Raw genomic sequence first — 15,074 nt, forward strand, 5'->3', positions numbered from 1 at the left:
ACGATCCCGATCTAAAAGCAGCGAATCTCCCTGGGCGATCTGAACCGTTTTACCGGTTCTCATATCGATTTCGACAAAACCGCCGTCCTGTTCGAATCGCTCGACAAACAAATTATAATATTGTTCCGGATTCTCGGGATTCGTTTTATTATTTAATGTCTGTGCAGGATATGAACGGTTCACGAAAAAGCACATCGTCAACAAAACACCGATGGAAAACGAAATAGATAAAGCGCGGATTCTGGTATTCATGAGACCTCCAAGGTCAAAAAAATGCTTCACTGGAAGCAATTTGTTTCCTTTAATTGAAAGTATAATACAAAGACAATTCATTGATGTCAAATAAAATCAAATATTTCAAAAATCTACCTTTTTTGGTGCAAATATATTAAATTTTTCCTTCTCCTTATAATGGATCAAAGGCAAGTTGCGCAGGCGGGCGATGTGCCTTATTGTCGCCGGAAGCCGAACCGAAACCGGGGATCATGAAAGACGCGCTGCTGCTGTTGCGGATTCACATCGTGCTCATCGCCGTGATGGGGACGCTCGTTTTCGGCTGGCTGATCACCGACACCTACCTCGTCGGCGTGGCGCTCGTCGTCGGCCTCGACTGGCTGCTGATCAACCTGATGAACCGCCTGAGCGACATCCGCGAGGACCTCGCCAACCGCATCCCGGCGACCGAAAAAATCCAAGACCGCCAGCGGACCATTGTGGCGATCTTCATCGTCGTCTTCGGCGGCTCGCTGCTCTGCACCTGGTTCTGGCGGCCGGAACTGACCGGCTGGCGGCTGTTCATGCAGGCGACCGGCATGGTCTACAATTTCCGCGTCATTCCCTTCCCGGGCGGCCCCAGGCGCCTGAAGGAAGTGTACTTCCTCAAAAACCTGATGTCGGCGCTGGGTTTCGTCACCACCTGTTTCTGCTACCCGCTGGCGACCGCCGGCTACCGGCCGCTGATCGGCTGGGCGGCGGTGGCGGCGCTGATCCTCTATTTCGTGCCCTTCGAGCTGACTTATGAAATTCTCTACGACCTGCGCGACGTGGCGGGCGACCGCGCGACCGGCGTGCCGACCTACCCGGTGGTGCACGGCACGGCGGTGACGCACCGGATCATCCGCGGCCTGCTGATCGGATCGGTGGGGCTGCTCGGCGCGGCCTTCGCGGCCGGCCTGGTCGGCGTGCGGGAACTTCTGATGGCCCTGGGGCCGACGATCCAGTATTTCGCGCTGCGGCCGTTGCTCCGCCGCGGCCCGAATACCGACGACTGCATCCGCGTCACCAATCTGGGATGGGGAATGTTGGCGTTTTACCTGGTGTGCACGGCGCTCTGGATCGCCGCGGGGTTGCCGGCCAACGTCTTCCTCTGGAAATCCGTGATCAACGCGTAAGGGATCGACGTCAAGAGGACGTGCAGCCAGACGCGCCCCGCGCCGGGATGCGTCGCCGCCAGCAGCGCGATGAAAATGCCGCCGGCGATCAGGCGCACGCCGGCCAGGTTCATTTCCATCCGTTCGCGCCGGCGCACCGCCAGCGCCAGCAGCGTCAGCGCGGCGGCGACGGCGGCGAACAGCCCGAACCAGTCGCCGCGCCAGAACCAACGGAAACACAACCACCACGAAACGTAGAGCAACAGGTGCAGCAGCGCGGGCGCGCCGAGCACCAGCAGCCAGCGGCCGCGCCCGGCGAGTTCGCGCAACAAGAGCGTCACCGCGAACGCGAAGATCGCCCAGCCCACCACGCCGATCAGCGGCACGCCCAGGTAACCCGGCTCGGTCCAGGCCCACAGCCCGCAGCGCACCGCCACCACCTCGACCATCGCCGCGTCGAAAAAAACGATCGCGCCCACCGCCAGTGGCGCGGCGCTTTCCAGCCGGGGCCACAGCCGCCGGATCACCGCCCGCCCCGAAAGGATGACCATCGGCCAGATCAGCGGCACGAGCAGCGGCACCCCGCCCACCCGGAACCACCAGGCCTCACTGTAGGAATAGAAACCGTAAACCGCGACCGACGTAGCTTCGCCGATCCAGGCCGCGACAAAAATCGGTGGGGTCAGCCGCCAGGTTTCGGGATCGACGCGCGCCATGACGACGTAGGCGATCGGCAGAAAGATCAGGCAGACGATTTGAAACAGGACCACGCCGCGACTCCGGTGACAACGGGGAAGATATCGAAAGGGGCCACGGCGGCGTGGCCCCTGAATTCAGCGATTAAAACCGACGGTCGTTATTCTTCCCGCGGGCGGGTCGGGATGACGCGCTCGTTGCGGCGACGGCGGATGGTGCGCGGCCGGCGGGGCGGCGCCTCTTCCAGCGTCTGGACGGCCAGACGGTCGTTTTCGTTGAGCGAGTCGAGCACCCGGCGTTGCCGGCGCGGCGTTACTTCGTGATAGATCTGGGTGGTAACGGAGCTCGAGTGACCGAGAATGTTCTGCACCTGCTGGATGTCCTTGCCGTTGGAGAGCAGCATGGTGGCCATGGTGTGGCGCAGGGCATGCGGGGTCAGGCGGCGGCGGATGCCGGCGGCCTTGCGGATGCGCTCGAAGAGATTCTCGATGGCGAAGATCGAGAGGCGGCCGCCGAAACGGTTGAGGAACAAGGCCTTCGGATCGCCCTGGAGATTGCGGCGGATCTTGAGGTATTCCTTGATGGTTTCCAGCACGCCCTGGTTGCCCAGCACGAGGGTGCGATCGCGATGGCCCTTGCCGCGGATGTGGACGGTGCCGGTTTCGACGTCGAGGTCCTCGATGTTGAGTTCGGACAGCTCGCCGATGCGCATCGCGGTGGCGAAGAGCAGTTCGATGATCGACCGGTCGCGGATGGCGTTTTCATAGTGCAGTTTGACCTTGCGGCCGCAGCCGGGGCGCAGTTCGCCTTCCAGCCGCTTCACGTCCTCGCCGAGGAATTCCAAGAGCCGCATCATGTCTTGCGGGTTGAGGATTTTCGGCAGGTTCTTGGTCATCTTGTATTTGCTCTCGACGCCTTCCAGCGGCGCTTTGTCGATCATGCCCTTGCTGATGAAATAGCGGAAAAACGCTTTCAGGGTCATGATCTTGCGGCGGATGGTCGAATCCTTCAGGTTTTGCTCGTCGTCGAGATAGCTGAGATACGAATTGACGTCCGCCACGTCGACCTTTTCCATCTCTTTGTTCTGCATGAAATCGGCGAACTGGCCCAGGTCGTAGGCATAGGCGCGATTGGTTTTTTCGGACAAATTGATTTCGTTCGTACAGGCCACCAGAAACTTCTCAACCGCAGTAAGTAGATCCATGGGTATTTATCTCCTCTCATTCCTTTTTTGCCGAGACATCGCTACGACGACCAATCTTTGTTTGCCCTCTCGGCCATGCAATTAGTCAGGTTGGCGTCTGATTATCCTCGTTTGACGATCCTGTTTTTCTTTGGCATTGCCGCTTGTTTTCTTTTGTCTTCCTGCCCCCTCCCTTCTGTATCCCCCACACCAAAAGGTTGACGTTACGTTTTTATCGAAAATCGACCATTATCGGATTGATTCTCATCGCCAAATTACTGAAAAATCCAATTATTTCGAGGCGTTAGACGTAATAAAACCAGCCCTCGCCACTTTTACCAATTATTGTTCGGCCGTATTATTACCTGGATTGGAGGAGCTTGTCAATCTTATTTTTTGATAAGTAACTTCCGTGGACCGGCGAGTACACGGAAAAATTTATCACCTTGATTTTACTGACTTTTTTCTTTCAATCCTCATTCAAACCGGCCGAAAAATGCCCGCTTGGAATAATCTGCCGGGGCCGAATTATTCCAGATTGTGCGTTGACCCCGGGTTTGTTTCAATCGTCGGCTTCCAAATACTCCAGTAAAATCCGGTTGTCGTAGTGCGGATAACCGAGTTTCGCCGCCAGTTCGGCGCCCGTCAGGCGGTTGGCTTCCGCCCACAGCCCGGTCAGAAAGGCGCCGGCCTTAGGATTTTCCCACCAGAGCTTGCCGAAGTTTTTCCGCAGATGATGATCGAGCATCGCCTCGAGATAAAACGCCTGCACGTAATCGGCGGCGTACAAGAACGGATCCAGATCGGTTAGATAGCGCGTGGCTTCCTCGTCGTTCAGTTGGAAACCGTAGGCCTTGCTCAGCCAATATTGATAGCGCTGCCGCGGATTTTCGGCGCCGCGGTGAAATTCCGTTTCGTAAAGCAGCTTGGCCATGTAGCGCCGCGCCATGTAGAACCGGCCGAATTTCACCCGCTGATGGATCTTTTGCCGTTCGGCCGGCGGCATCGTCGTGTACTTTTTCAGCCAGGCGTCGCGGTCGGGCAACGACTGCATCAAGTAGGCATAGCCCTCGGTGACGGCGTTGGAACCGAGTTGTTGGAATTCCCAGACGGGATTTTTGCCGTGCGCGAAATGCAGGGCGTGGCCGAAGTCGTGGAACAGGGCCGAGTAATCGTCGTAGCCGCCGATCGGCTTGATGGTCAGCCGCACATCCGCGGGCACCTTCACCGAGAAGCACGCCGCGCGCGGATTCTTTTTCGGCAGCGGCTCGTCCTGCACCAGAATTTTGTGGCGCGCCACGTCGCCGACGCCCAATTTATCGAAGGTCGCGAACGCCGCGGCCATCAGCTTGTCGGCCGGGAAATAGGCGTCGAATTCCTTGTTGCCCAGCAGCCGGCCGATGTCGCTACGCCGGAAATCCCGGCGCGGAATCGGGCTGACCTCGTCAAACAGCTTCAGGTAGGCCGTCTCCGACTGGTCGATGAACTCACGGCCGCGCCCCAGCAGCTCCTCCAGGTCGAACATCCGGTAGGCGACCGACAGGTCGAGATAATCCCGGTAGCCCAGGTCGACGGCCAGCCGGTGCCCGGCGTCGAAGATGCGCTGCAGGATCACCTGGTTGAGCAGGCCGTAGATCCGGTATTCCTCTTTCGACAATTCCGCACGCTTTGCCGGGTCGGCCTGGTTGGCGATGATGCCGCGCAGGTTAAAGTACGGCACGAGCTTGCCGTCGACCAGCACCATCTCGTTCGCCTCGAGATCGGACTCGATGTCCCACAGCACGGCGGTTTCGTTGTTGATGTATTCGATTTCGAGGTAACGCAGGAAATAGCCGAGCGCCCGCTTCTCCTCGGGAACGGTCGCCGCGGCCATCGCCGCCTTGACCTGGGCGATCGTATCCCGCCCGAACAGCTCGCGGTGGGCGCGGTAGAGGCCCGCCTGCTCGCTGGGTTTGCCGAAGACATAGGTTTGCCACAGCATCTCGTTCTGCTGAATCAGCAGCTCCTCGGCCTCGGCGCGCCGCTCGGCGACGGTTTTCCCGCCGGCGGCCAGGGCCGCGGCCGCGCCCATTAAAAGCAGGGCCGCCGCCAACAGACCGAACCAGAATTTGCCGCGTTTCGTCGCTTGCCTCATCGGGTTCTCCTTCGCGTCAATCCTTGACCACGCCCAGGTTTTTCCGGCCGCCGGCCTGGCAGACCGTCACCGCGGTCAGGTCGAGAATCGTCTCGGGATCGCTGCTGCGCTGCAACACGTTGAAGGCGCCGTTGATGCCGATCAGCAGCGGGCCGATCGCCGCCGCGCCGCCCAGCTCGCGCAGCAGTTTGTAGGCGGCGTTGCCGCTCATCAGGCCGGGGAAAATCAGCACGTTCGCCTCGCGGGTCATGCACGAGAACGACCAATGCTGCTGCAGGCGCTCGTAATTGACCGCCAGGTCCGCCTGCATCTCGCCGTCCACCTCGAGATCGGGCCGCAGCTCCCGCACCAGCCGGGTGGCCTCGATCATCTTGAGCGGCAAGGGCTCGTCGCGCACGGTGCCGAAATTGCTGTAGGACAGCATCGCCACGCGCGGCTTCACGCCGAAAAACGACGCCAGGTCGGCCGTCATCGAGGCGATGCACGCCAGTTCCGCCGCCGAGGGATTGTCGTTGACGGCGCAGTCGGCGAGAAACACCACGCGGTTCTTGAACAGCATCATGAAGGCACCGGCCACGACGCAGGCGTCCGACCGCTTGCCCATGGTCTGCAGCACCGGCCGGATGGCGTCCGGGTAGCGCCGCGCCGCGCCGCCGATCAAGCCGTCGGCCTCGCCCAGGCGCACCATCAGCGCTCCGACGTACATCGTGTCCTTGCGCAGCCAGTGGCGCGCCTCGATCTCGGTCATGCCCTTGCGCTGGCGCATCGCGTACAGGGTTTGGACGTACTTTTCGAAGTTCGGCGACCGCGCGGGGTCGATCAACTCGCAGCCTTCCAGATTGACCCGCAGTTTTTTCGCCTCCCGTCGGATCACCGCCTCGTCGCCCAACAGGACCGGCGTGGCGATTCCTTCCTCGACGATCAGATGCGCGGCGCGCAGGATGTTGAGGTCGTCGCCCTCGGGGAAGACGATCCGCTTCCGCTCGCCCTTGGCGATGTTGACGATGTTGCGCATGATCCAGTGCGCCGGGCCGAGCAGCCGCTCGAGGCGGTCGCGGTACTGCTCGCAATGAAAATCCTTCACCCGGGCCACGCCCGTTTCGATGGCCGCCTTGGCCACCGCCGGCGCCACCCACAACAACACGCGCGGATCGAACGGTTTGGGAATGATGTAATCGCGGCCGAAGGAGAAATGGCGGCCTTCGTATGCCTTGGCCACCGATTCCGGCACGTCCTGCCGGGCCAGCGCGGCCAGTGCCTTGGCGGCGGCGATCTTCATTTCGTCGTTGATGGCGCGGGCGCGCACGTCCAGGGCGCCGCGGAAAATGAACGGGAAGCCGAGCACGTTGTTGACCTGGTTCGGGAAGTCGGAACGGCCGGTGGCGATGATCGCGTCGGGTCGCGCCTCGCGGGCCACATCCGGCATGATCTCCGGATCGGGATTGGCCATGGCGAAGATGATCGGGTCCTTGGCCATCGACCGCAGCATGTCCGGCTTCAAGGCTCCGCCGACCGAGACGCCCAGAAAGACGTCGGCGCCGACCAAGGCTTCGGTCAAGGTGCGCGCCGTGGTGTCCGCCGCCCATTTTTCCTTGTAGGGATTCATGTTTTCGGCGCGGCCGCGATAGACCACGCCCTTGGTGTCGCACAGCACGACGTTTTCATGCCGGACGCCCAATTTGACGAACAGGTCGGCGCAGGCGTGGCCGGCGGCCCCGGCGCCGTTGACGACCACTTTCACGTCTTCCAGGCGGCGGCCGGTCAATTCGCAGGCGTTGATCAGGGCGGCGGCGCTGATGATCGCGGTGCCGTGCTGGTCGTCGTGAAAGACCGGGATATCCAGCATTCCCTTGAGTTTTTCCTCGATGTAGAAGCAGTCGGGCGCCTTGATGTCCTCGAGGTTGATGCCGCCGAACGTCGGTTCGAGCAGGCGCACGGTGTTGATCACGTCGTCGGGATTTTTCGAGTTGATTTCAATGTCGAAAACGTCGATGTCGGCGAAGCGTTTGAACAGGACGCCTTTGCCTTCCATCACCGGTTTGGCGGCATATGGCCCGATATTGCCCAGGCCCAGAACGGCGGTGCCGTTGCTGACCACGGCGACCAGGTTGCCGCGCGTGGTGTACTTGTAGACGTCGTCCGCGTTTTTCGCGATGTCGCGGCACGGTTCGGCGACGCCGGGCGTGTAAGCCAGGGAAAGTTGTTTGCCGGTGGAACAGGGTTTGCTGGAGACGACCTCGATTTTTCCGGGCCGTCCTTGCGCGTGATAATTCAGTGCGTCTTTCCGCGGATCGCTCATGATTTTCCCCTTAATGATCAGTCGAAACATGCCGAATATTAAAGGTAGAAGCGTTTTCTTCCAAGGGCGGTTGTCCCGAGGATATTTTGGTATGCATTGGGGACCGGGCGAAGCGGACAGTCGTTCTTGCGGCACCGGCACACGCAAGGAGGCGCAACATGCCGAACGTCGTCAAATTGACCCCCGCGGTGGAGCGCGAAGACTCGTTGGAACGGATTTATCGCCGGCAGCGGCGGCAGTTGCGGGAACTGGGGTTGATCGTGCCCCCGGAAAACGAGCTGTTCACCCCCGATAGCCCGCTGGAAGCCAAGGTGGCCTTCTACGCCTGGCTGATCGGCAAGGCGACCGCCGCCTGATCCGCGACCGCGAAGAAAAACCGGATATCCTCCGATCGGCCGCTCACCGCGCGCCGCGTCAAGATCCCGTGAAATATCCAACCAGGAATACGATGGTTTTCGATTCGTCGGGATCGATGGTCAGGTCGCTTGACGGAACACGGTCATGAACCCGCGCGGACTCGGGTTCAAGACCGTGGCACCCAAGTTCTTCCCGGAATACCAGACCGCGAACGAGGGTCACGAATTAGAAAACAACAATTGTTTTTCCATTCGCGTTCATTCGCGTTTATTCGCGGTTCCAATCCTGTCTTTTTCCGACGAAACCACCTTATTGTGCCACATCTTTATTCCGCGAAACGCGGTAGAAAGGCGTGCTTTTTAACCGCGAATGAACGCGAATAAGACTGAATTGGCGGATAACTTTTCACCACACCTTCAACCTCGTTCCTCGGTTGAAAGTGTGGCACCTCGGGAGTCGTCAATCACCGCGAACGAGGATCACGAGTCGAAGAAAATGGCTTTACCCTTCGGGCTCTTTCGCGGTTCCATTCCTTGACTATGCTCCGGGCATGGCCGAAATTGAACCGGCAACCTAGCGGAGTCGATGATGAAACGCCTGACGAGCGCGGCGCTTTCGGTTTTAATTCTACTGCTGTTGTCCGGGCCGGCGGCGGCCTGGACGACCCTCGTGCTGTCCGACGGCCGGACCGTCACGCTGGACCAGCCGCCCTTTTTCGACGGCGGCGCCTTTCGGTTGCCCGCCGGCGCCCGACTACCGCGCGAACGCGTCGCGGAAATCCGCTTCGAAAAGGAAGTTCAGGCGACGCCGGACACCTGGCGGTACGACGCGGCGCGCTACGAGGCGTTGTTCGCCAAGGGCCGCGAGCTGGCGCGGCAATATCCCAACCGCGACGGCGTGATTCTGGAAGACCTGGGCGCCTGGCGGCTCGAGGACGACGGAACCCAGCGGTACAGCTATCGTTTCGCGGCGCTGATTCTCAAGGACGGCGCGAAGCGCTGGGGACAGGTCGGCGTCGGGGTCGATCCCGACCGCAATCGGCTGGACGGGCCGTTCGGGGTCGTAGTGCACCCGGACGGATCGTACCGGGTGGCCGGCGACAGCGCCCGCAGTTCCGTTTCGCCCTACCAGGGCGACGTTTTCTTCAACCGCTACAATGTCACGCGGCTGGCGATCCCCGACGTGCGCGTCGGCGACATCGTCGAATACCAGTACACACTCACCGATTTCCGCCCGCCGCGGCCCGACTTCTTCTTTCCCCAGTTCGTGTTTCAAACGACCGTGCCGCTGGCGCGTTCCCGGATGGAAGTGCGCGTGCCGGCCGGCCGGCAACTCAACTGGCGGATTAAAAATTTCCCCGCCGGCCGCGCCGAACCCGAGCGGGCGCGCGACGCCGACGGCGGCGACCTGTACCACTGGGAACTGACCGACGTCGCCCCCTTCGACGCCGAGCCGTTCATGCCCAACTTCGGCGAGATCGCGCCGTCGCTGCGCGCCACGACGCTGACCGATTGGGGGCCGATCTTCGATTACCTGACCGAGTTCTATCGTTCCCGCCTGGTGGTGACGCCCCCGGTGGAAGCCGCCGTGGCGGCGGCGGTCGGCGACGCGAAAACCTTGCCGGAAAAGATCGACCGTCTGTACCGCTTCGTGCAGCGGCGGATCCGCTACATTTCGATCAAGACCGACATCGGCACCGGCTACACCGGCCACGCGGCCGAGGTCACCCTGGCCAACGGCTACGGCGATTGCACCGACAAGGCGCTGCTGCTGGCGACGATGCTCCGGGTGATCGGCGTCGAGTCGCACCCGATCGCGCTGCACACCTTCGGCGGCCGCCGCGACCTCTACGACCTGCCGAATCTGGGCGGCAACCACGCGATCAACGTGCTGTTCCTGGACGGCAAGAAGGTGTTCCTCGACGCCACGGCCGAAACGTTCCGCTACCCGGATTTCCGGCCCGACGATTACGGCCGCCCCTACCTCGACGCCCTCGGCCGCGAAATCGGCACCATCACGCCGCCGCCGGCCGGCGCCGACCGCTTCCGGCAGGAATGGACCTTGCGGTTCGACGAAACCGGCGGCGCGCGCGGCACCCGCGTCAGCCTGCCGACCGGAGCGCTCGAAGCGATGAACCGGGGACGGCTGGAGGGCCTGGACCCGAAGCAGCGGCGGCAGGAATTGCGGGCGCAGGCGCTGCAATTCGGCAGCGGCGGCCAGCTCATCGATTTCCGGGACGACCACGTTGACGACCTGGACAAGCCGCTGCGGACCGAGGTCGAGTTTCAGGCGCGATCGCTGGCCAAGACGGTCGGCGGCGTCTGGGTGATCGACCTGCCGCTGCCCGAACGCTTCAGCGCCATCAACCTGGAAACCCGGGCGACGGACCTGCTGACGCCGTTCGTCTACACCGAGGATTACGAATTCCGGGTCGTTTTGCCGCCGCGCTGGGAAGCCGTCGACCTGCCGCCGCCGCTCGCGGCGTCCGACGCGTACACCGATTTTTCCGGCCGCTATGAAAAAACGCCGGACGGCTTCATTTTGCATTGCACGCTGACGCGGAAAAGCGCCGCCGTTCCGGCGGCGGATTACGAAACTTACCGCGAAACCCTGATCCGGGTGGAAACCTTCTTCGGCCGCCGGGTCTTCGCGCGGGAGGTCCAACCATGAGCTACCGCGCCCGCCTGCTTTTGCTGCTGTGTCTGTTCCTGGCCGCCTGCGCGACGGTGCCGCCGCGCCCCGATCCCGCCTGCCCGGACAACCTGGTGCGGCTCGACGGCGAGGAATTGCCCGGGCGGCTCGCCGGCATCGCCGACGGGCAAATCCGCTTCGTCACCCTCAATGGCGAACTGAAAACCTACGCAGCCGCGCAGGTCGCCCGCATCGACCTGGGCCACCGCCTGGGCGACCCGCGCCTGAACCGGCTGACGGATCTCGATCCGGAAATCCGGGCGCTGATCGCCGACGCCGCCGCCAACCCGTTCAGCCGCGATTATACGCACGCCGTGCTGCTGCTCGAACAGCGGCGGACATTGACCCGCGACGGGCAGATGCTCGGCACGTACCGCGAGCTGGTGCAGATTCTGCAAAACGCCGGCCTCGACGAGGCCAACGCCACGTTTTCGTACGACAGCCGGCGCGACGAGGCGCGGGTCGATTTCGGCTACGCCATCGCGCCCGACGGCAAGATCAGCATTCTCTCCAGCGGCGCGGTGCGCGACACCAGCCTCGGCGACGGGCGGCCGGACGGCAGCAGCCGGCGCCAGTTGCAGATCGCCCTGCCCGACGCGGAGGTCGGCGGCTTCGTCTATTACCAGTTCTCGTTCCGGAAGAAACTCGATCCGCTTTACACCTTCGCGCACGGCGGCGGGCTGGCGTTTTCGTCCCCGGTCGGCGTGGCGCGCACGATCGTACGCGTGCCCAAGGACACCGCGCTCAATATCGTCGAACGGCACCTCGCGCCGGAAGTCGTCAAAACTGACACCGTCGAGGGCGACGAACGAGTCATCGTCTACGAGGCCCGTCGGCCGCCCGTCCGGCTGGACGAACCGCTGATGCCCAGTTGGAACGTCGTCGCGCCGTATTACCTGGTCGCCGTCGCGCAGCCGTGGTGGGCCCTGGCCGAGGCGTATGCTGCCGGTTGGAACGAGCGCTTGCAACCCGACGCGGCCGTGACCGCCAAGGCGCGGGAACTGACCGCCGGCCGGGCGCCTCGCGAAGCCGCCGCGGCGCTTTACCGCTTCGTGCTGCGCGACATCCGCGACAACGGCACCGCCATGTGGAACCGCGATCCGCTGCCCAAACCGCCCGCGCAGACGCTGGTCGAGGCCCTCGGCAACCGGATCGACCGCGCCGCGCTCCTGGTGCAACTGGCGCAGGCCGCCGGGTTGGACGCCGAGTTGATCCTGACCGAGAACTGGCGCGAACATCTGCCCTGGAGCGAGGCGCCGCTGCTGCGGAACCTGTCCCAGCCGCTGGTCTGGTTCTGTTTCGCCGACGGCGTGGCGTGGTGCTCGCTCGACGACGAGGATCGTGTTTTCGGTTCGCTGCCCGATACGCTCGCCGGCTCGTTCTACCTGGCGCCGGCGACCTGCGAAACCGGCGTGACGCCGGCCAACGACGAAGCCGCCAACCGCGCCACGTTGCGGTACGACATCTATCTCGACACCGGCGGCGGGGCGCGCGTGGTTGAGCATCACGAATGGACCGGCAACTTCGCCGTGCCCTGGCGCGACGCCCGTCAGCTCAACGACAAGCAACTGCGCGACCGGATGCAAAACGAGATTCGCGACATCGCCCCGCGGATGAAACTGGAATCGTTTCAACTCAGCGGCCTGAACGACCTGACCGACCCGGTCATGCTCGACCGCGTTTCCACCTGCCCGCTCCTGACCGTCAGCGGCGGCGGCCGTTACCAACTGCTGCGGCTGTTTCACCTGAGTTACGGCGAGCTGCCGCAGGTCGAACCGCAACGGCAATATCCGCTGGAAACCAACCGGCGCTACATCGAGCGGCACCTATACCGCTTCCATCTGTCGGCAGGCATGACGGTGCGCGACTTGCCGGCGCCGGTGAAGATCGCGAATCGGTGGAGCGCCTACGAGGGCCGCTGGACGCGGGACGGCGACGGGTTGACCTTCGCGTCGGAGACCCGGTTCTTCGGCCTGGAATTGCCGCCGGAGGAATTTTCGGGGTACGAGGATTTTCTGCGGGCGCGCCGGGAACTGGCGGAAATTCCGTTGCTGTTGGAAAAGGCCGCGCCCGAGCCGGCCGCGGCTCAGGGCCGCAAAAAGCGGTAATCGGCGAGGGGAATCCAGCCCTCGAGGCCGGTCGGAATGGCGACACGCGCGTAACGGTCGCGATCCTCGATGATCCGCAGCGCGAGGCCCGCGTGAATTTTAAACGCCTCGGGCGCGTCCTCGGCCGGCGCCGTGCGCACCACCGTCTCGGCGGCCGTCACGATCCCCTGGCGCCGCCCGTACTGCTCGTGCAGCCGGTAGCCTGCCAGCGGTCCGAAAATCGCCAGCGCGGTCAGCGCGCCGATGCCCAAAACCAACAACCAGCCGCGGCGTTGCCGCCAAGGCCCCCACAGCATGGCCGTCAGACCCAGGAGCAGCCAGGCCAGCGCCGCCACGCCCAGCGCCTCGCCCGGCGTGAACCAGCCGGCGACCGCCTCGGCGGCGCGGACCACCCAGACCTGTTCGGGTTGCGGCAACTCGTCGCGCAAGGTGGCCTGGGCGTAGCGCAGGTTGAACCGCAGATCGCCGTCGCGCGGCGCGAGGCGTAAGCCCATGCGGTAGGCCCACACCGCGACGCCGGTCTCACCGACCCGGAACGCGGCGTTGCCGAGGTTGAGGTACAAATCGGGATCGTCGCCGCCCGCGTCCACCGCCGCCTGATAGGACGCCAGCGCCTGCGCGTAATCTTTTTGTTCGTAGAAACGGTTGCCGGCGTTGTAGTGATCGGTCACCGGATCGGCGATCGCCGCGCCCGTCGCCGCCAGGCAAATCAACAACGCCAGCGCCGCCGCCCGTTTCATGATTCCAGCTCCTCGCCGAGCCGTTCCAGCAGCCGGCGCGCCTTATCCAGCGCTGCTTGCCGGGTGCCCGCGTCCGTCGCCAGGCCCCCGAACCGCACCGCGTCGGCCTCGCGCCACAGTTGATCGAGCCATTCAAGCGGTTCGGGCGGCGCGCCCTTGGCGCGCAACGACGAGAGCAGCGCCGCGCGATCCAGCCCCGGCGCCGCCGCGTCAAGCTTGTCGGCGACAAAGCCGATCACGGCCCGGTGCAACTCGGCGTGGAAGCGCGTCGGATCGGCGTCGGCCATCAGTTCCTGGGCCGCCTTGAGCCGCGCCTTGGCTTCTTTCATCGCCCGGCGGCTGCGATAGGTGCGCCGGTCGGCCCGCAACCGGCCGCGGCGGATCTGCCCGCCGATGACCGCCAGGACCAGCAGCGGCCAGAGCGCCAGGAGGCCCCAGACGACCGGCGAGGCGGCGAGCGCGGCCCGCCGCAACCGCACGTCATTCTTGTCGCGCCGGATGTAGCGCAAATCCTTGCCGCGCAATTCCACGGCCTCGCGGGTGAGCGTCGTCAATTGGCGCGCGTTCCCCTGCTGGGCCTCGCCGGTCACCTTGATGCGCAGCGGCGCGGAAGCGGCTTCCTGGTACTGCTTCGCGACCGGATCGAAATACGGCAGGCGGATGGGTGGGATCTCGTACTCGCCCGGCGCCGCCGCGATGAGGATTTCCTCGAAGGTTTTTTCGCCGGTGACCTTGTCGAAATTCGGCGTCATCTCGGCGTGGTCCTTTTCGCTGTAGACGCGCAGGTTGGCGTCGAGCGGCAGCGTCGGGCGGCGGACCGTTTCGACGTTGCCCTCGCCGGCCACGACGAGCTTGAGCGTGAACGGTTCGCCGACCGGCGTTTCGGTTCGATCCAGTTCGGCTTTGACCTGCATCCGGCCGACCGCGCCGGCGAAATCGGCCGGCTGATTTTCGGCCGGCAACGGCCGCACATTGATCTTGACCGGAACCGACTGCGCCTCGGCGACGTCGCGCTCGCGGAAGAACGACGGGAACATGCCGTCGAACGGGTCGCGCGAGCGGCGGCGGCTGTTGCCGTGCCGCACGTACTGGATGCGCAAACCCAACGCGCCGATCGTCTGTTCGCCGCCGGCGGTCGGGAAAATCGCGAAACGCTTGACGAGCGCCGTTTGATACAACCGGCCGTTGACCGCCTGCTGGGTGAAATTGAGCGTCGTCGAGGTCGGCAGTTCGTGCTGGGTGAAGCCGATGAAATCGGGCAGCGTGTTCAGTTCGTACTTTTCGGCGTCGACGTCGTCGCGCACGTACAGGTAATACTCGACGATCACCTGGCCGCCGACGACCGGGTCGGTCGGCTTGACGACCGCCTGCACGAAGAAGGGCTTGCCCGCCAGATCGGCCGGCGCCTCGTCCGGCGCGCCGCCCGCCGGCGGATTGGCCGGACCGGCGGCCGGCGGCGGCGGGGGCGGCGCGGCCCCGGAGTTGCCGACCGTCAC

General features: G+C 63.6%; 11 protein-coding genes. 4 read left to right on the plus strand and 7 right to left on the minus strand.

The annotated features are described in order from the left end of the window. Positions 1-252: hypothetical protein (locus GX444_21710; GenBank protein ID NLH51199.1), on the minus strand; the 252-nt coding region annotated here is incomplete at its 3' end. Positions 253-485: 233 nt separating this feature from the next. Between GX444_21710 and GX444_21715 the strand changes: the two genes are divergently transcribed. Continuing rightward, positions 486-1,391 carry a UbiA family prenyltransferase gene (locus tag GX444_21715; protein ID NLH51200.1) on the plus strand — a complete coding sequence of 302 codons (906 nt, stop codon included), beginning with the start codon at positions 486-488 and terminating at the stop codon, positions 1,389-1,391. Here the strand turns inward: GX444_21715 and GX444_21720 are convergent. From GX444_21720 to GX444_21735, 4 genes are all read right to left on the minus strand, one after another. Then, the gene (locus GX444_21720; protein NLH51201.1) at positions 1,310-2,140 is read right to left on the minus strand and encodes a hypothetical protein; all 831 of its coding nucleotides are present in this window, start codon (positions 2,138-2,140) and stop codon (positions 1,310-1,312) included. The genes GX444_21715 and GX444_21720 overlap by 82 nt on opposite strands. 86 nt (positions 2,141-2,226) lie before the next feature. Next, positions 2,227-3,270, minus strand: a complete 1,044-nt coding sequence (locus GX444_21725) for a tyrosine-type recombinase/integrase (protein NLH51202.1) — start codon at positions 3,268-3,270, stop codon at positions 2,227-2,229. 541 nt (positions 3,271-3,811) lie between these two features. Further along, positions 3,812-5,383 (minus strand): hypothetical protein, encoded by a 1,572-nt coding sequence (locus GX444_21730; protein NLH51203.1) that lies wholly within the window; start codon positions 5,381-5,383, stop codon positions 3,812-3,814. Positions 5,384-5,399: 16 nt separating this feature from the next. Further along, positions 5,400-7,682 carry an NADP-dependent malic enzyme gene (locus GX444_21735; protein NLH51204.1) on the minus strand — a complete coding sequence of 761 codons (2,283 nt, stop codon included), beginning with the start codon at positions 7,680-7,682 and terminating at the stop codon, positions 5,400-5,402. Positions 7,683-7,840: 158 nt separating this feature from the next. Between GX444_21735 and GX444_21740 the strand changes: the two genes are divergently transcribed. The 3 genes from GX444_21740 (at position 7,841) to GX444_21750 (ending at position 12,838) form a co-directional block, all read left to right on the plus strand. Then, a complete protein-coding gene (locus GX444_21740; protein ID NLH51205.1) occupies positions 7,841-8,038 on the plus strand; it encodes a hypothetical protein in 198 nt (65 codons plus the stop codon). Between the two features lie 589 nt (positions 8,039-8,627). Beyond that, a complete protein-coding gene (locus GX444_21745; protein NLH51206.1) occupies positions 8,628-10,709 on the plus strand; it encodes a DUF3857 and transglutaminase domain-containing protein in 2,082 nt (693 codons plus the stop codon). After that, positions 10,706-12,838, plus strand: a complete 2,133-nt coding sequence (locus tag GX444_21750) for a DUF3857 domain-containing protein (GenBank protein ID NLH51207.1) — start codon at positions 10,706-10,708, stop codon at positions 12,836-12,838. The genes GX444_21745 and GX444_21750 overlap by 4 nt, the downstream gene beginning before the upstream one ends. Here the strand turns inward: GX444_21750 and GX444_21755 are convergent. Next, positions 12,817-13,578 carry a tetratricopeptide repeat protein gene (locus GX444_21755; protein NLH51208.1) on the minus strand — a complete coding sequence of 254 codons (762 nt, stop codon included), beginning with the start codon at positions 13,576-13,578 and terminating at the stop codon, positions 12,817-12,819. The genes GX444_21750 and GX444_21755 overlap by 22 nt on opposite strands. Next, the coding region (locus tag GX444_21760) for a protein BatD (GenBank protein ID NLH51209.1) at positions 13,575-15,074 on the minus strand (1,500 nt) is incomplete at its 5' end. The genes GX444_21755 and GX444_21760, both read right to left, overlap by 4 nt.

The organism is Myxococcales bacterium (assembly GCA_012517325.1).
GTDB lineage: Bacteria > Lernaellota > Lernaellaia > Lernaellales > Lernaellaceae > JAAYVF01.

What these genes read in the sequence shown, in the direction of transcription:
- GX444_21715 (NLH51200.1), top strand. Translation starts at nt 486, where the DNA reads ATGAAAGACGCGCTGCTGCTGTTGCGGATTCACATCGTGCTCATCGCC.
- GX444_21755 (NLH51208.1), bottom strand. Translation starts at nt 13,578, where the DNA reads ATGAAACGGGCGGCGGCGCTGGCGTTGTTGATTTGCCTGGCGGCGACG.
- GX444_21730 (NLH51203.1), bottom strand. Translation starts at nt 5,383, where the DNA reads ATGAGGCAAGCGACGAAACGCGGCAAATTCTGGTTCGGTCTGTTGGCG.
- GX444_21745 (NLH51206.1), top strand. Translation starts at nt 8,628, where the DNA reads ATGAAACGCCTGACGAGCGCGGCGCTTTCGGTTTTAATTCTACTGCTG.
- GX444_21740 (NLH51205.1), top strand. Translation starts at nt 7,841, where the DNA reads ATGCCGAACGTCGTCAAATTGACCCCCGCGGTGGAGCGCGAAGACTCG.
- GX444_21735 (NLH51204.1), bottom strand. Translation starts at nt 7,682, where the DNA reads ATGAGCGATCCGCGGAAAGACGCACTGAATTATCACGCGCAAGGACGG.
- GX444_21750 (NLH51207.1), top strand. Translation starts at nt 10,706, where the DNA reads ATGAGCTACCGCGCCCGCCTGCTTTTGCTGCTGTGTCTGTTCCTGGCC.
- GX444_21725 (NLH51202.1), bottom strand. Translation starts at nt 3,270, where the DNA reads ATGGATCTACTTACTGCGGTTGAGAAGTTTCTGGTGGCCTGTACGAAC.